General features: G+C 68.3%; 15 protein-coding genes. All 15 read left to right on the forward strand.

The window, feature by feature from the left end; all coding sequences use genetic code 11:
* The first annotated feature begins 12 nt into the window (after positions 1 to 12).
* The 15 genes from ACW9PK_RS12225 (at position 13) to ACW9PK_RS12295 (ending at position 16,311) form a co-directional block, all read left to right on the forward strand.
* Positions 13 to 1,431 (forward strand): phage portal protein, encoded by a 1,419-nt coding sequence (locus tag ACW9PK_RS12225; protein WP_457016036.1) that lies wholly within the window; start codon positions 13 to 15, stop codon positions 1,429 to 1,431.
* Entirely contained in the window at positions 1,424 to 2,506 is a 1,083-nt protein-coding gene (locus ACW9PK_RS12230) for a hypothetical protein (protein WP_457016037.1), read from the forward strand. The genes ACW9PK_RS12225 and ACW9PK_RS12230 overlap by 8 nt, the downstream gene beginning before the upstream one ends.
* Positions 2,503 to 3,600 carry an AAA family ATPase gene (locus ACW9PK_RS12235; RefSeq protein WP_457016038.1) on the forward strand — a complete coding sequence of 366 codons (1,098 nt, stop codon included), beginning with the start codon at positions 2,503 to 2,505 and terminating at the stop codon, positions 3,598 to 3,600. Before ACW9PK_RS12230 ends, ACW9PK_RS12235 begins: the two co-directional genes overlap by 4 nt.
* A 9-nt stretch (positions 3,601 to 3,609) precedes the next feature.
* Complete coding sequence (locus tag ACW9PK_RS12240; RefSeq protein WP_457016039.1) at positions 3,610 to 3,972, forward strand: hypothetical protein; 363 nt, start codon at positions 3,610 to 3,612, stop codon at positions 3,970 to 3,972.
* Between the two features lie 17 nt (positions 3,973 to 3,989).
* On the forward strand, positions 3,990 to 5,021 hold the full coding sequence (locus ACW9PK_RS12245; protein WP_457016040.1) for a major capsid protein: 1,032 nt from the start codon (positions 3,990 to 3,992) through the stop codon (positions 5,019 to 5,021).
* Positions 5,021 to 5,344, forward strand: a complete 324-nt coding sequence (locus ACW9PK_RS12250) for an SAP domain-containing protein (protein ID WP_457016042.1) — start codon at positions 5,021 to 5,023, stop codon at positions 5,342 to 5,344. Before ACW9PK_RS12245 ends, ACW9PK_RS12250 begins: the two co-directional genes overlap by 1 nt.
* Before the next feature lie 24 nt (positions 5,345 to 5,368).
* Complete coding sequence (locus tag ACW9PK_RS12255; RefSeq protein ID WP_457016043.1) at positions 5,369 to 5,773, forward strand: Gp19/Gp15/Gp42 family protein; 405 nt, start codon at positions 5,369 to 5,371, stop codon at positions 5,771 to 5,773.
* A complete protein-coding gene (locus tag ACW9PK_RS12260) occupies positions 5,770 to 6,132 on the forward strand; it encodes a phage head completion protein (protein ID WP_457016045.1) in 363 nt (120 codons plus the stop codon). The genes ACW9PK_RS12255 and ACW9PK_RS12260 overlap by 4 nt, the downstream gene beginning before the upstream one ends.
* Before the next feature lie 4 nt (positions 6,133 to 6,136).
* A complete protein-coding gene (locus tag ACW9PK_RS12265; RefSeq protein WP_457016047.1) occupies positions 6,137 to 6,445 on the forward strand; it encodes a DUF5403 family protein in 309 nt (102 codons plus the stop codon).
* Between the two features lie 2 nt (positions 6,446 to 6,447).
* The gene (locus tag ACW9PK_RS12270) at positions 6,448 to 6,876 is read left to right on the forward strand and encodes a hypothetical protein (protein ID WP_457016048.1); all 429 of its coding nucleotides are present in this window, start codon (positions 6,448 to 6,450) and stop codon (positions 6,874 to 6,876) included.
* Positions 6,877 to 6,935: 59 nt separating this feature from the next.
* Positions 6,936 to 7,511, forward strand: a complete 576-nt coding sequence (locus ACW9PK_RS12275) for a phage tail tube protein (RefSeq protein WP_457016050.1) — start codon at positions 6,936 to 6,938, stop codon at positions 7,509 to 7,511.
* Between the two features lie 104 nt (positions 7,512 to 7,615).
* Positions 7,616 to 8,023: a hypothetical protein gene (locus tag ACW9PK_RS12280; protein WP_368814363.1), complete on the forward strand. Its 408-nt coding sequence runs from the start codon at positions 7,616 to 7,618 to the stop codon at positions 8,021 to 8,023.
* Between the two features lie 62 nt (positions 8,024 to 8,085).
* A complete protein-coding gene (locus ACW9PK_RS12285; RefSeq protein WP_457016051.1) occupies positions 8,086 to 8,382 on the forward strand; it encodes a hypothetical protein in 297 nt (98 codons plus the stop codon).
* Positions 8,383 to 8,442: 60 nt separating this feature from the next.
* Positions 8,443 to 13,170: a hypothetical protein gene (locus tag ACW9PK_RS12290; RefSeq protein WP_457016052.1), complete on the forward strand. Its 4,728-nt coding sequence runs from the start codon at positions 8,443 to 8,445 to the stop codon at positions 13,168 to 13,170.
* 1,017 nt (positions 13,171 to 14,187) lie between these two features.
* Positions 14,188 to 16,311, forward strand: coding sequence for a hypothetical protein (locus ACW9PK_RS12295; RefSeq protein WP_457016054.1), 2,124 nt, complete (start codon positions 14,188 to 14,190; stop codon positions 16,309 to 16,311).
* Positions 16,312 to 16,317 lie beyond the last annotated feature (6 nt).

The following is a 16,317-nucleotide window of genomic DNA, read 5'->3' on the forward strand; positions in this document are numbered from 1 at the left end:
GAGGGGGACCGGATGCGGTTCGAGTCTGCGGCAGCGAAGATCCCCGGCTCTGACGAGTGGTGGATGGCGCGCCTGTCCAAGAAGATCGGCGACGACCTGCGCACGGTGTCGCTCCTGGACGACTGGATGGACGGCAAGCCGCCGCTGCCCTACCCGGACAAGCTCACCCCCGCTTTCCACCGCCTGCAGCAGCTCGCGCGTCTCAACCTCGCCGAGCTGATCGTGGCGGCCATGCTCCACCGCATGCAGCCCCTGGCCTGCCGCACCTCTGTGGACCAGGACTCGGACGGCGACGACGTCGTGCGCGACGTGTGGGAGAACTCCTCCGCCCAGGACGCGTTCGCCCAGGCCATGGAGTGGATGCTCGTGGCCCGCCGCGGCGCGCTCATGGTCGGACGTGCGGACCCGTCCGATCCCAACTCGCCGGTGCGGATTACCGCTGAGCACCCGTCCCAGTACGCATGGGAGCCGGACCCCGCGAACCCGGGCCTCGCGCTCGCTGCTCTCAAGATCTACCGCGACGACCCCAACGATCGTGACATGGCCGTGCTGTACCGCCCGGACCGCATCAGGGTCGCGTACCACCAGGGCCCCACGATGCTCCCGAAGCGCAATGCCCCTGCCTGGCGCATCCTCCCCACCGTGTGGGAGCTCGAGGACGAAGCCTACGAGAACACGCTGGGCGAGGTGCCGGTCTACGAGATGGAGAACCGCCGCGGGCTGGGGGAGTTCGAGCGGCACCTGCCCACACTGGAGCGCATCAACCACACGGTGCTCCAGCGCATGGTGCTCATCGCCATGCAGGCCTTCCGCCAGCGCGCGCTCAAGGGCGCCCCACGCCACGACAAGGACGGGCAGGAGATCGACTACGACGAGATCTTCGAGGCTGATCCCGGGTCCATGTGGGTGCTGCCTGCGGCCGTGGAGATGTGGGAGTCCGGGCAAGCTGACTTCACCCCGGTGCTGTCCTCCATCAAGGACGACATGATCGCGCTCGCGGCCGCGTCGATGACGCCGCTGCACATGATCCACCCGGCGGCGTCCGAGGGCTCCGCGGAGGGCGCGGCCACCCAGCGTGAGGCCGTGATCTTCAAGATCGAGTCAACCTCTCGGCGCGCGGACACCGCGATCCGCCGGGCGACCTCCGCGGCCCTGCGCCTGAGCGGTCACGCCGAGCGTGCTGGAGTGGAGAAGCTGAAGATCGTGTGGGCGAACCCCCGCCGGTCCTCGCTCACCGAGCGAGCCGAGTCCGCCCGCGGCGCGAAGGAAGCCGGCGTGCCGTTCGAGCTGCGCATGGAGAAGTTCGCGGAGCTCACCCCGGCCGAGGTGGCCGAGGCCAAGCGGCAGCGCAAGACCGAGCTGCTCGAGCAGGCCGTGCTCGCGCCCACCATGACGGCGGCCGCGTCCACCACTGGGGGCACCGATGAGTGACCTCCGGTACCTGGACGTGCTGCTCACCGCGCACGCCAAGGCCACGATCTCCCTGGCGGAGATGGCCGTGCGGCAGCTGGCCGCGCTGTGGATCACCGTCGACCGGATGAAGCCCGAGGGCGGTGCCTGGTACGACGGGGATCTCGTGCGCGCCGCCGGCGCACAGGCGGCCACGATCATGCAGACCGCGATTCACGAGTCCCGCACCGAGGCTGACGCCTACATCGAAGAGGTCCTCAAGGACCTCGACATCGAGTGGCCCGACGTCCCCGAGATCGACACCTGGGAGTACGAACGCGAGGAACGCGCGGACATGCTCCTGGACGAGGTCGCAGAACGCCCCGCCGAGCAGCGCCGCTACCAGACCTCCATCGGCAAGACGGACGAGGAAGCACTCGCCGCGGCCGTGGACCGCGCCTCGGTGATCGCCCAGACGGACATCGCCGACGCTTCGCGCTCGCGGGCGCAGAAGATCTACCGGGCCACGCCGGTGGTGACGGGATACCGGCGCGTGATCCGCCCGGAGCTATCCAAGACGGGCACGTGCGGGTTGTGCGCGGTGGCTTCGCACCAGCGGTACAAGCTCGACGAGCTGATGCCGATCCACGATCGGTGCAAGTGCCAGACCATGCCGATCACCGAGGACGCGGACCCGGGCGGGGCGATCAACCGCGCGGACCTCAACCGGTTGTACGAGGCCGCGGGCTCCACGCTGGCGCAGGACCTCAAGCGGGTCAGGATCAGCACGGGCGAGCACGGCGAACTTGGTCCCGTCCTCACGGACGCTGGTCTGGCTATCCCCGCGGGATCCGCGCGTCCGGGCCGCAAGAAGCCGCCGCGCAAGCCAACGTCCAAGACCCGGCGTGAGGCGCCCAAGTCCGGCGGCTCCGCCGCTGACAGGGAGAAGCAGATCGCCAAGCGCGAGGCCCAGGCCGAGGCGCTGACGGATTCCCTCGAGAACCTGAAGATCCGGCAGCGCAAGGGCAAGGAAGACCTGGCCGAGGCGATCAGCTGGCAGACCGAGCGGATCGCCCGACTCAAGCAGGAGATCGCGCAGATGAGGTACGGGAAGTGACGGTGCACCTGGTGTGCGGACCGCCCGGCGCCGGCAAGACCACCCACGTGGCCCGGCACGCCGGCCCCGACGACGTCGTCATCGACCTGGACGAGATCCGCCGCACGGTCGGCCCGGGCCAGGCGTCAATGTGGCGTATGGCCGCCGAACGCGCCGCCGCCGAGCACAAGGACTCGGACGTGTGGGTGATCCGAACCCTCGCGGACCCCGCCCAGCGCGCGGACGCTGCGGCCCGCCTGGGCGCCGAGGACGTGCAGGTACTGGCCACCCCGGCCGCGCTCGCCAAGGACCGTGTGTCCGCCCGTGACGGCACGGACGAGGCGCACGCCCCCATCGAGGACTGGTGGGAGATCTACCAGCCCCGGGACGGGGAGACCACGATCCACCCGGATCGAGACGGAACACCTGACAAGGAGGCTCACACCATGCCCCAGCCCACCTACCCCACGCCCAAGGAAGTCCAGGGCCAGAACGCCCACGAGCTCGAGCAGAGCACGGGCGAGTCCGGCGGCGACAATCCCCAGCAGCAGGGTGCTCCGGGGTCTCAGGAGCAGCAGCGCGACCGGGGGTACCCGGAGAACACGCCGCTGGCGGAGATGACCACGGATCAGCAGGTCGCGTACTGGAAGCACCAGTCCCGCAAGCACGAGCGTCGCGCGAACGAGCGCGCCGACTACGAGCAGCTTGCGGAGAAGGCCTCGAAGTGGGAGGAAGCCCAGCGCGCCGGCATGAGCGACACCGAGCGTGCGCTGGAAGAAGCCCGGGCCCAGGCGCGCAACGATGCGCTGCGTGAGGCCCGTCAGGAGTCCGCCGAGAGATTGGTGGCAGCAGAGTTTCGCGCCGCGGCACGCGACGTGGACCCGAAGGTGCTCGAGGGATTCCTCGAGGACCTGAACTTCTCCCGGTACATCGGGGAGGACATGTCGGTCGACACCGCCAGGATCACCGACCGCGTCAACGGCCTGCCCAAAGCGGGCCACACCATCCCCGCACCTCCGAACGCCCAGGGCTTCCGGCGGTTCCAGGGGAGCTCATCTGTCGAAGCCGGGCGGGCCATGTACGAGGCCCGCCACGGCGCAGAACCCAAGCCCTAAGGAGGGATCATGCCCCGACTCACCTCGGAGGCGTTTGGCGGTGGCGATCAGTCGTGGCTGGGCTCCAGCCACAGCATCGCGAACTGCCGCACGGAAACGCTCGACATCTCGGCCTTCACCAAGGCCACCCACTACCCGGACGGGTACATCCCCTCCGGCACCCCGGTGTGCAAGACCGGCGGTGTGCTCGTGCCTCTCACCGGTGACAACGCCGGCGACTTCGCGGGCCACGTGTACACGGACCAGTCCGTGGCCGGTGCCGCGGACCTGCCGGTGCCCGTGTTCTACCACGGCACCGTGAAGACCGCCCGCGTGCCGGGCGACTTCACCGCGCCAGCCGCCCAGCCGCACACCACGATCGTCTACATCTAAGGAAGGGGGACGACACCATGGCAATCTGGACTGACGTCATCGACCCGGCCACTCTGACCGGCTACGCTCGCGCCTCCCTGGCCGAGTACGAGGCCAAGAAGGGCACCCTCGCCCAGTGGCTTCCCAACCGCACCGTCACCGACACCGTCATCAAGCTCGTGCAGGGTGACGCCGGCCTCGTGGACGTCGCGAAGTTCCGCGCCTACGACGCGGAGCCCGAGATCGGCCGCCGTCGCGCCGGCCGTCGCGTGACCCTGGAGCTGCCCGCACTGGGCCAGAACATCCCGGTCAGCGAGTACCAGCAGCTGCGCACCCGGAACGCCTCGGACACCGCCGTGCTCAACGCGATCCAGACCACCACCGACACGGTGGTGCGCGCGGTCGCCGACAGCATCGAGCGGATGCGCGGCATCGTCCTGGCCACCGGCAAGGCCACCATCAACCAGGACAACTTCCGCACCGACGACGACTTCGGGCGCCGCCCGGAGAACACCGTCACCGCCGAGGCCCTGTGGAACACCCCTGATGTGTCCCGCATGGCTGACCTGCAGGCCTGGCACGACACCTACGTGGACGCCACCGGCGAGCAGCCCGGAGCCATTGTCCTGTCGCAGAAGGCGTTCCGCGCGCTCGCCGGCGGCAACGAGTTCCGCACCGTGCTCAACGGTGGCGGCGCTCGCCTCGGCACCCGCGCGGAGATCCAGGCGCTGCTGGACTCCGAGGGCATGGCACAGATCGTGACCTACGACCGCCGCGTGTCCGTGGACGGCGTTGCCACCCGTGTGCTCCCCGAGAACACGGTGCTGATGCTCCCCGCGGCTGGGCCCACGACCAACGAGTCCGGCTCCCCGCTGGGCTCCACGATCTGGGGCCAGACGCTCACCGCCACGGCCCCCGAGTGGGCCATCGAGGACGTGGAGCAGCCCGGCCTGGTCACTGGGGTGTGGCGCAACCCGAAGCCCCCGATGATCGCTGAGGTCATCGCGGACGCGATCGCGCTGCCCGTGCTGGCCAACGCCAACCTGTCCCTGGCCGCGAAGGTCCTGTGATGAGGCTCCTCGCCAGCACCTTCGCGACGTCGCCCACCGGCGAGAAGGTCTTCCTGGCGGCCGGGACCGAGGCCCCCGAGTGGGCCCATGGTGTCATCACCAACCCTGCCGTCCTGCCCCAGACCGCCACGGTCGAGCAGGACGGCGGGACGGTCCCGGCCCCGGAGAGCGAGCAAGAGCCGGCATCGGCGCCCGACGAGGACGCTGAGCTGCGCACTGCGCTCGAGGACAAGACCGTGGACCAGCTCCGCGACCTCGCCCACGAACAGGGCCTGCCCACCGGTGGCAAGAAGTCCGAGCTCATCGACCGTCTGCTCGGCTGATCTGCAGCACCAGAGGAGGACGTCATGGCCAACGCGCTGAACATCGGGCTGGACCGGGTCAAGCTCGAGTACGACGGGGTCATCCCGGACACCGAGGAGGACTACGTCCAAGCCCTGGTCGACAAGGGCGTGCGCGTCCTCCTCGCGGACTGCCCCGGGCTCCTCGCCAGAGTGAAGTCCGGGGCCACCGACCCAGAGCTCGCGCAGGACGCTGTCGTGGACGCCGTCCTGCGCGTGCTCCGCGACGATGACCCCACCATCCAGTCCGAGTCCGAAGGCGGGTACAGCTACAGCAAGCGCGCGCTCGCCGCGTCCCCGGACATCTGGTACACGGACAGGTGGCTCGCCCGCCTGGGCTGCACCAAGGGCGAGGAGGCCGGACCGAGGACAGCTCGGGTCGGCATGCGCCGCGGATGGGCTCTGCCATGAGCCTGCGCTCCGCGCCCCGCCACACCGTCACCATCACCACCGTCCAGCGCGTCCCGGACGGCATGGGCGGCTACGAGGAGGTCGAACAGCCCCCGGTCACCCGGCGCTGCAACGTGTACCCGCTTTCCGCCACGGAGCGCTACGAACTCGGTCTGCAGGCCGTGACCACCTACCAGGTGTTCGACCACGAGCAGCAGCTCAACCCGGGCGCCGGCCCCTGGCCCGGCGGGAACCACACCCGCATCACCTGGGACGGCCGCACCTTCCAGCAGGAGGGCGAACCAATGGTTCACACCATGTCCCGCCGCACCAGCCACCAGCGCATCGTCATGACCGCGCTCGCGGCGAAGGCGCGGTGACCACGTGGCGTGGGTTGATCCCAGGGCGTCGCTAATCGCGGCGCGCATCGCGTCTGAGGACGCGGTGTTCGACGCGGCCGCCGACGAGGTGGCTGCGCAGGTGCGGGCGAATGCGGCCGGTTCCAAGCGGACCGGCCGGTTCCTCGCGTCGATCAAGGTCGAGCGTGTCTCGGGCCCGTCAGGGGTCACGGACCGTCTCGTGTACTCCGACGACCCGAACGCGATGTCCATCGAGTACGGGCACTTCACGGACGGCGAGAAGCCGTCCTGGGTGCCTGGGAAATTCGCGTTCAGGAAAGCGCAGCGGGGGTGAGCATGCCGAGAACACTGCCCGTGCAGCGGGCCTTGCACACGGTGCTCACCCAGATCGTCAACGACCCGCGGGTCACGGTCACTGCGGAGCCCGACGTGGACGCGTACGAGCACCTACCCATGGTGATCTTCGCGGCCACCTCGGACGGGCGGATCGCCAACGCGGATCTCGCGCTGGGGGAGTCCTGGGCCGTGGCCGTGTCGGTCTGCGCCAAGACCAACCGCGCCGCCGAGGAGATCGCCGCCTCGGTGGCGTACTTCATGGCCGACCTGCAGGACCACTACCCGGTGATCCGTGACGGCGCCCAGCAGCTGTGCTCCGTGGCGTACGCCGATGTGATCAGCCTGCCCGACAGAGCGCCTGTGACCGCCACGGTCGCCAAGGACGTGGCCCAGTACAACGGGTCCTTCCGCGTCCTCCTCACCCCGTAGCACGGGGCCCCAACACATTCTTCCCGGCCCGTGCTGGGCCACACCCCTGGAGGTACCTCATGGCACTCGATGCCGGAAAAACCATCATCCCGTTCCGCGGCAACGTGCTCGTCGCCCCCGTGGACACCGCGCCCATCGACATCTCCTCGTTCGTGATCGGCGATGAGAAGACCTACACCGGCTGGGACTCCCTCGGCCACACGTCGCGCGAGAACTCCGTGGCCCTGGAGAAGGACGGCGGCGACGCCGAGCAGAAGGGCTCCTGGGAGGACGAGGGCCTGGACGCCGTCTACGAGCCGACCGCCTGGTCCTCGACCGTCAACGCGCTGCAGATGGACCGCGCGACCTTCGAGCTCGCATTCCCCGGTGGCGAATGGGACGAGGCCACCCAGTCCTACGACGTCGGCAACATCGGCACCGTCGAGCGCGCCGTGCTCGTGATCTTCGCCCCCGGCGACAAGCGCGCCGGGTTCTACATGCCCCGCGGCCAGATCACCCTCGGCGACGCCCCCGAGCTGGACGTCGAGGAGTTCTTCGAGCTGCAGCTGCGCATCCAGGCGCTGTCCTCGGAGACCACCCGCAAGCGGTTCCGCTGGTTCGCCACCCACCCGTACAAGGCGCTCGCGGCCGCGTGACACACTCCCGCCCGCTCGTGGCTCCGTGAGCCGGCCACGGGCGGGCGGGGCTCCACCCACACCAACAGGCTCACACCGACAGCGCATGCTCACAGGAGGCTCACATGGCTACGACCACCCAGACCCGCACCCGCAAGACCCCGCAGGACCGCAAGCCCACCCAGGCGTCCGTGGACGCCGCGAAGCAGGAACGTTTCGAGGACGTCGAGGGGCACGAGCTGCTGATCCCGTTCTCTAAGATCAAAGGCTCGGACCAGGCGCGCATGATGGCGCGCATGCTCAAGCTGCTCGGCGCGGAGTCCATCGAAGACGTGGACCAGGAGGTCGACGTCTCGAACTTCGACCTGGACGAGGTCGCGGACTTCATCGACTGGGTCGAGGACCGCTACGCGGTGGACCCGGTCAAGTTCGCCGCGTTCACTGCGGGCCGGGGCGGCATGGAACGTGCCATGAACCTGTGCATGGCCTACGCCGGTGAGATGGGGGAAGGCGACGGCTCCGAGAATGGCTGATCTCGGAGCCCGCCGTTATCGGTGACCTCGTCGGTCTCTACGGCTTCGACCCGCTCGATGCCGTGACCAACGGGGACTCGGACCGGCTGCTCGTACTCGAGGCGCTCATCGCGCGTCTCGGGCACGACGCCCGCTCCGTGGCCCGCGCCGAGACACTCGGCAGCACAGCCCACGTGGACTGGACCCCAACCGCGTACATGACGGCCAACGTCGTGGACCGGGTCGGCCAGCTCGCCGCGATCACTGCGGTGTCCGGGTCGAAGAAGAAGCCGCGATTCCCGCCGCCGGTGGACCGCCCCGACGTCTCTTCCAGCCCCACCACGCTGGAAGAGGTCGACGCGATCATGGCCGGCGCCTGACACACAGAAAGGCCCCCGCACCTGCGGGGGCCTTTCGCATACCCATGTGAGGGGGAACCGATGGCCGGCGGCAAGGAAGTCGGGCGCGTACAGATCCGCGTTCTCCCGGACTCCACGAACTTCGGGGCCGAGCTCAAGCGCAAGCTGCAGCAGATCGAGCGCACCGCGAAGGTCACGATCAAGACCGCGCTGGACACGACCGGTCTCGCCGGTGAAGCAAAGCGCGCGGCCGCTGCGGCGGGCAAGTCCGCGAAGGTCACCCTCTCCACCGCCCTGGACTCCAAGGGCGTACGCCAGGCCGTGACCGACGCCAAGAGGCAGGCCCAGTCTGTCGCGGAGAAGGCTCCGATCAAGGCGCCGCTGGACATCGACACCGAGCGGGGCTGGCAGGAGCGCGTCACCCGCGAGGTCAAGGCCGCCGCGGCCCGCCTCGAAGCGCAGATCCCGCTCACCGTCGACGGTGAGCGGATGCGCGCCGACCTCGCCAAGACGGTCAAGACCGCCGCCGAGAACCTCAACGCCACCGTGCCCGTGGACGCCGAGCAGGCCGCCGCGTTCCGCTCCAAGGTCCAGGCAATGGTGGACCAGATCGAGTCCCGCGCCGCGGAGCTCAAGATCGCCGCGGACACCGCCGCCGCCCGCCGTGACGCCGACGACCTGCGCGACAGCATCGACGGCCGTAAGGCCACCTTCAACGTCGACGCCGACACAGGTGTGGCCGCCGCCCGCCTGGCTGTGCTCGCCCGTGACCGCATCATTAATCTCCATGCGCGCCTGTCCACCGGCTCCGTAGGCAAAGTCACCGCCGCGCTCGCGGGCCTCTCCGGCGCCCGTGTGGCCGGGGACGCGATCCAGCACGTCAGCGACGTCCTCACCAACCTGGACCGTTCCGTGCCCCGTGTGGCCGCGCTCGGCACGGCCTTCGTGAACCTGGGATCCGCCGCGCTCGCGGGCACCTCCAACATCCTCTCCCTCGCCGGGTCGGTCGCGTCGATCGCCCCGGCCGCGCTCGCCGTGCCCGGAATCTTCGCGGGCATCGCCGTTGGTGCGACGACGATGATCCTCGCGCTCAAGGACGCCGGCAAGGTCCTCGGAGACTTGGGCCCGCAGTTCTCAGCGCTGCAGGGATCCATCAGCTCCTCGTTCTGGGCCAAGGCCGAAGCACCCATCCGCAGCCTCGCCGCCTCCGCACTGCCCCTGCTCGAGACGAAGCTCTCTGCCGTGAGCTCGTCCATCGGGACGTTCTTCGCGGGCATCGCCAAGGGCCTGTCCACGAAGCTGTCCCTGGGCCAGCTCGGAACCCAGATGGACTACCTCAAGTCCTCCATCGACATCGCCGCCGGCGCAGCGCAACCGCTGGTCCGCGCCATCATGACCCTCGGCACCGCCGGAGCCTCCTACCTGCCGCAGCTCGCAGGCTGGTTCACCAAGCTCACCACCCAGTTCGACGCGTTCATCACCAAGTCCGCAGGGGACGGGTCTCTCCACCGGTGGATCACCGGGGGAGTCTCAGCACTCCAGGACCTCGGCCGCGTCATCGGATCCACCGCAGGGATCCTCGGGGGCTTCGCCACGGCGGCAGCCAACGCCGGCGGTGCCTCGCTTGGCGCGCTCGCAGACGGCCTGCAGCGCGTCAACGCCGCCATCAACGGGCCCGTGTGGCAAGGCGCCCTCACCACCGTGTTCCAGGGCGCCCACGACGCCATGGCCGCGCTCGCACCGGGGGTCTCTGCCCTGGGCTCCGCGTTCCTCTCCCTGGCCCCGACCATCGCCCAGGTCATGACCCTGGCCGGGCAGGCTGGATCCGCGCTGCTCGAGGGCCTGGGGGCAGCACTGCAGAACCCCGTGTTCCAGTCCGGGGCGACCGCCCTGTTCCAGGGCATCCTCACCGGCGTGCAGGCCCTGCAACCCGCGTTCCCCGCCCTGGGCGCGGCCGCGGGCTCCCTCATGTCCGTGCTCGGCACACTGGCCTCCACCATCGGCCCCGTGCTCGGCACCACCATCCAGGCGCTCGCCCCCGTCTTCACCGCCCTGATGGCCGCCATCCAGCCGATCATCCCCGTGCTCGGTCAGGCCCTGGTCTCCGCCATCTCCGCGCTCGCACCGATCCTCGTGGCCGTCGCCCAGGGGATCGCGAACTTCACCAACGCGTTCCCCGGGCTCGCCGCCGTGATCGGAGTCGTCGCAGCCGCCGTCGTCGCGCTGCTCCCCGTACTCGTCTCCGTGATCTCCGGAATCGTCGGGTTCGCCACCACCATCGCCGGGGCCATCGGAGCGTTCGGTGGCTTCGCCGCGATCGCCGGGGTGCTCGGCACCGTGTTCACCACCCTGGGCCCGGTCATCGCCGCGGTGGGCGCAGTCGTCGCCGTATTCCTCGCCGGCCTGGCCGCGCTCGCGGCGATGTTCGCCTACGCTTGGTCCACCTCAGAGCCCTTCCGGGCAGCTGTGATGGGTCTCGCGCAGGCGTTCATGGGGCTGGTGGCTACCGTGGCCGGCGCGCTCATGCCGATCCTGACCTCCCTGGCGGGCGCTGTGTTCCCGGCACTGATGGCCGTGGTCAACGCGCTCGTCCCGGTGTTCACGCTGGTGATCCAGATCATCACGCAGGTGATCACGATCCTGACGACTCTGGTCACCTTCGTGCTGGGGATGCTCATGCCGGTGTTCCAGGCACTGCTGCCGGTCATCACCACAGTGTTCTCGACCATCGCGTCGATCATCACCGCGGCGATCGGCATCATCCAGGGAATCCTCACGGTGTTCCTGGGGCTCCTGCAGGGCAACTGGTCGATGGTCTGGCAGGGCCTGGTCATGATCGTGCAGTCTGTCTGGTCGTTGCTGACCGCCATCGTCACCGGGGCAATCGCGATCCTGCAGGCCATCATCATGGCCGGCCTGACCCTGATCACGACGATCTGGTCGGCGGCCTGGAATCTGCTGGTCACGGCGGCGACAACGATCTGGACGATCATCACGACCGCGATCACCACGGCTATGACCCTGATCCAGACCGTGATTCAAGCGGGCCTGGCTCTGGTCTCAGCAGTATGGACCGCGGCGTGGACCGCGCTGGTCGCAATCGCAACATCGGTTTGGGCCTCGATCACCGCAGCAGTCTCGGCCGCCATCTCCGCTGTGCAAGCGGTCGTCTCTGGTGGTCTCTCCGCAGTGCAGGGCGTGGTCTCCGGGATCATGTCCGGGATCCTCTCGCACTTCGTCTCCGCATGGGCGTCGATCACCTCGGCAGTCTCCTCTGCCATCTCCACGGTCCAGGCCGTCATCTCCGCTGGCATGTCCGCGGCGCTGTCGATCGTCTCCGGGATCATGTCCGGGATCCTCTCCGTGGTGTCCTCGATCTGGGCATCCGTGACCTCGGCGATCAGCAGCGCGGTCTCCGGCGCGGTCTCGGCAATCTCCTCCGGGTTCAGCGCCGCTCTCTCCGCAGTATCGTCGGCGATGTCCGGAATCGTCTCTGCAGTGGCATCCGGCGCCGCGTCCGTGGTCTCGGGCTTCAGCTCCATGGTGTCCTCGGCGATCAGTGTCCTCTCGGGCATGATCGGGCAGGCGGCCTCCATCGGCGGGCAGATCATCGCGGGCCTCGCCTCGGCGATCAGCGGCGGCGCGGCCACCGTGGTCGGCGCTATCAAGGGCGTCGTCAGCGGGGCCATCAGCGCCGCCAAGGCCGCGCTGGGCATCCACTCCCCGTCGCACGTGTTCCGCGGGATCGGCCAGTACACGGTGGCTGGCCTGACCAAGGGCCTGACGAGCTCGGCGCCCGAGGCGAAGAAGGCGTCCGCGAACCTGGCCAAGGGCATCACGCAGGTGTACCAGAAGAACGCTGAGGCCCAGCGCAAGCGCCTGGGGAAGAAGTCCATCCTGGGTGACCCGAAGGCCCAGGCAAAGGCGTTCTACGACACCTACGCCCGGGCGTCCACGGATGCCCTGCAGAAGCTCGCAGCCAAGCGAGACGGGCTGCTCAAGCGCCTGGACGACCAGAAGAAGAAGCTGGACGACCTGTACAAGGCACGCGACGACAAGGCCGCCTCGCTCAAGGACCAGTACATGGGGTCCTTCGACCTCAAGAAGTCAGCTTCTGGGGGCATCCAGGGGATGATCCGCAGCGCGAAGGAAGCCGCCGCGGCGATCCACCAGATGCGCGTGAACATCTGGAAGCTCAAGACCCAGGGCTTCTCGCAGAACATGATCAACGACATCGGTGCCATGGACCCCGCCGACGCGAACAAAGTCTCCCAGCAGATCCTGCGCGGCACCAAGGCCCAGAAGGCCGCACTCAAGAAGCAGTACAGCGCGCTGCAGTCCCAGTCCGCCGGCGCCGGCAAGCTCGTCGCCAACTACATGTACTCCACCGGCATCCAGGCCGCGAACGGGCTCATCAAGGGTCTGCGCTCGCAGCTCGCCGCGGTGGACGTCGCGTCCAAGGTCCTCGCGGACCGGCTGGTCGGCACGGTGCGCCGGCGCCTGGGCATCCACTCCCCGTCACGGGTGATGGCCGTCCAGGGTCGCTTCTCCGCGGAGGGCTTCGCCAAGGGGCTGCGGGACAACGCGCACTTGGCCGACATGGCCATGCAGGCCCTGGTCCAGTCTCCGAAGGTGCCGCAGATCCCGTCGAGTATCTCGGTGGACGGCGCCACCGGGGGGCAGGAGCAGGACCCGATCGTCACGCTCCTGCAGGAGATCATGCGTGCCCTGCAGGCGGGCTTGACGTTGGACGGCCGGCGAGTGTCCGAAGCACTTCTTCTCGCTGACCGCAGAGCACGGAGGAGGTAAACGTGGGTGCATTCCTAGGACCGCTGAACAACTTGGTCGAGCTGACGCAGTGGGCTGAGAGCCAGTCTGTGAAGACGGGGCAGGATCCGTCGTTCTTCACAGGGCTAGACGGTAGCCGCACAGCGTTTGTGCAGCCGCGTGTGGCCCGTTCTTTGCGCGAGTGGGACGTCTCAATGTCCAAGGCTCGCCCGACTCAGGCTGCGGCGTTCTTGGCCCTGTGCCTTGGCGCCTATGGCAACGGGCCTTTTCTGTTCTGTGATCCCCTTGCACAGGTCACGAACATGTTGACCCCCCGCCAATCGTTGTGCGATCCGGGGACGTTCTCGCAGGCCACCGCGGCTCCAGCACTATTGGCCGTCCCTGGGCTGGGGGACATGCCGGCGATCCTGGGGATATCGGGAGTCCAAAGGGTCGGTGCGTTCACCCCGGTCCAGCCTGGCCGGGCGGTGACAGTCTCGGCCTGGGTGAGCAGTGATGGGCCAGTGACCCTGACAGCTGCGTGCATGAACGCGGCGGGAGCTTTGACGAACCGTGGGGAGGTCACCGACAAGGGGTTGGTCCGCCGTCGTCGTGTGAGCGCAACCGTGGTCCCGGCCAGCAACGCGCGCGCTGTGGATCTGCGGGTGACCTCGGACAGTCCCGTGACCATCGCGTGTCCGGCGATCAGCTGGACTTCGTCCATGATGCCGTGGTCGCCCGGCCGTGGTACGAGCCAGGTGGTCGTGCACAGCCTGCAGGAGCAGATTGAGCAGGCATCCCCGTCAGATGAGCGGCGGCAGAGAGTCTCGTATTCGGCGACGGTTACGGAGGTGGGGGCAGGTGCGTAGCGGCCAGTGGTCCAGCGAATCTGTACGCGAGGTCTCAGCGGTCGTGGAAGGTCTCCCGTACCCCACCTCCGCGGTGTCTGTTACCCGAGACCTTCCCTCCCCCCTTCCCGGACAGGCCGCGGCAGTCGGAGGGCAGTCCGCTGCGACCTCGAACGTAGAGGCGTACCAGGCCCCGACGGTCAATGGGCGCGTGGCGACTCCCTACACCACTAAGGATTGGCCCGAGCCGGGTGCCCGCACCGCGGTCAAGGTGAGCGATGGGAAGACCGCGCACCGGATCTTCACGGGAGCCGTCGATGGCACCCAGTCGAACTTCTCGGACAGCAGCCTGAGCGTCCCGCTGGTTGACGACACGGATGCTCTCTCGGTTCCGGTCTCTCACCGGCCGGTGTTTCGTGAGATGCCACCCAACGCTACTACCGGCACCGAGCGTCAGCGTCTGACCGGCCTGCTCAACGTGTTCCCGGTGAACGTCGCGGCACGTGCGGCAGGGTTCTACAACACACCCCCCATGGGCGGGTACTGCGTGCTGTCTGTCCCGCTGGTGGGCTGCACCTGGCCCGAACGGGGTGTACTTGTCAACTCCTACCGGGTTTCCAACATCGCCCAATGGGGCCGGTTCCACCCGGGGGCGTACACGGACATCACGCCCGGATCGATTTACATGACCGATTGCTACGCCACCTACAAGGTAGACCCGTGGAACCGGCCGTGGAGCGGGGGCATCCAGTCGAACAGGCCCTTGTCGATCACGCTGTGCGCGCGAAAGGACCAGCGAAGCTCCTCCTACGTGGCCTGCCGGTGGGTGGGGAGTAGCTACGAGCGGGAGATCCGGCTCGCGATCACGGGTGAGCGCACGATCGCGGCGAAGATTCTTCGGGAGGGCGAGGAGACCAACATCGTCGTCCTTCCTGGTGGTGACGCTGGGCCGTGGGAGTGCGTGACGTTGCGTGTGCGCCGTATGTCTACCACGGTGCTGGAGTTCCAGATCACGACGGACACGGGAGTCGTGAAGACGACGCGCACGGAGATAGGCGGCGCAGTCATGCGGGATACCCAGTGGGATGAGGCACGCCTGTACATCCCCACTGGGAACGGGCTCAACGGTGTGCAGATCAACTACACGGGCAGCGCCACGGAGGCCGAGACGTTCCGGCGGACGTTCCAGTACCGGCCGGACACGCCCCTGAAGAACCTCACTGTCATGCCTGCGCTCGTGTCCGAACCTGCGGGGCAGGTCATCAGGGAACAGGCAGAGGCCGAATGCGCAGCGGTGTGGATCGACGAAGACGGGATCCTGCAGTGGCAGGGCAACAGGTACATGAAGACCCGGCCCATCGTCCGGTCCCTGACCTCATCGGAGCTCGCTGATGCCCGACTAGACATGGACAAGCAAGACGTTCGTCGAAAAGTCACGGTGAAGTACACGACCTGGTCGACCCGTACGTCCCGGCGCTCCGCGATCGTCGTGCACGAGGGATCGAAGGACGAGTACGTCGCGGGCGACCGCGCCGAACTGGTCATCAACCCACCGGAGACACAGCAATGGGTCCAGGTGGATTCCACTCCTCGTGAGGTCTACGGAGACACCAACGCCGGCCTGCTCAATACGGGCCAGGGCAGCTACCACGGTTTCACCGCGGTCGCCTCTGACGGGTCGGAGATCCTCAACGCTGGAAGCGGCAAGACCAGCATGACGTTCGAACCAGCAGGGCCCGACGCGTGGCGGTGGACCCTGGACGTGCAGTCCCTGCCCACGGGAGCGGACCGGATTCGCACTGCGACCAGCAGCGAGGACCTCAGCTACGTCAAGACCGCCTACCGGGACAAGGGCCTGCCGCTACTGCGCGCCATGGGGATCGCTACCGCAGCACCCTCGGAAGAAACGTCCTCAGCCCAAGGTCCGTCCTGGGCACCCGATCTGGAACACGACGTGGGGTGGCACATCCAGGACGCCGCCACCGCGAAGCAGGTAGCGGACATAATCGCCGCTGACCTGACGACCCCAAAGCCTGGTATCTCCGACCTGTCGATCCTGCCGGATCCCCGTCTCCAGCTCGGAGACCGGATCCGCGTCACGGATGAAGTACGAACCGGGCTCTCCATCGTCGGCGTCATCAGGCGCATCGACCACAAGATCGCCGCCGGCAGCCACGAGATGACCGTCGACCTCCTAGTCACCGAGGTGACCGCCGCCGCCGTCACCCTCGACGAGTTCGACGCCTGGTACAACGGCCTGTCTCTGGCCCAAGTGGACGACAAGTTCAAGCAGGAAACCCTCGCGCAGCACGACGACTCACCGCTGAGAAAGTAAGGAGCT

The sequence above is a fragment of the Kocuria sp. MNB10 genome (genome assembly GCF_054073685.1).

What these genes read in the sequence shown, in the direction of transcription:
- ACW9PK_RS12225 (WP_457016036.1), top strand. Translation starts at nt 13, where the DNA reads ATGCGGTTCGAGTCTGCGGCAGCGAAGATCCCCGGCTCTGACGAGTGG.
- ACW9PK_RS12230 (WP_457016037.1), top strand. Translation starts at nt 1,424, where the DNA reads ATGAGTGACCTCCGGTACCTGGACGTGCTGCTCACCGCGCACGCCAAG.
- ACW9PK_RS12240 (WP_457016039.1), top strand. Translation starts at nt 3,610, where the DNA reads ATGCCCCGACTCACCTCGGAGGCGTTTGGCGGTGGCGATCAGTCGTGG.
- ACW9PK_RS12245 (WP_457016040.1), top strand. Translation starts at nt 3,990, where the DNA reads ATGGCAATCTGGACTGACGTCATCGACCCGGCCACTCTGACCGGCTAC.
- ACW9PK_RS12250 (WP_457016042.1), top strand. Translation starts at nt 5,021, where the DNA reads ATGAGGCTCCTCGCCAGCACCTTCGCGACGTCGCCCACCGGCGAGAAG.
- ACW9PK_RS12255 (WP_457016043.1), top strand. Translation starts at nt 5,369, where the DNA reads ATGGCCAACGCGCTGAACATCGGGCTGGACCGGGTCAAGCTCGAGTAC.
- ACW9PK_RS12260 (WP_457016045.1), top strand. Translation starts at nt 5,770, where the DNA reads ATGAGCCTGCGCTCCGCGCCCCGCCACACCGTCACCATCACCACCGTC.
- ACW9PK_RS12270 (WP_457016048.1), top strand. Translation starts at nt 6,448, where the DNA reads ATGCCGAGAACACTGCCCGTGCAGCGGGCCTTGCACACGGTGCTCACC.
- ACW9PK_RS12275 (WP_457016050.1), top strand. Translation starts at nt 6,936, where the DNA reads ATGGCACTCGATGCCGGAAAAACCATCATCCCGTTCCGCGGCAACGTG.
- ACW9PK_RS12280 (WP_368814363.1), top strand. Translation starts at nt 7,616, where the DNA reads ATGGCTACGACCACCCAGACCCGCACCCGCAAGACCCCGCAGGACCGC.
- ACW9PK_RS12290 (WP_457016052.1), top strand. Translation starts at nt 8,443, where the DNA reads ATGGCCGGCGGCAAGGAAGTCGGGCGCGTACAGATCCGCGTTCTCCCG.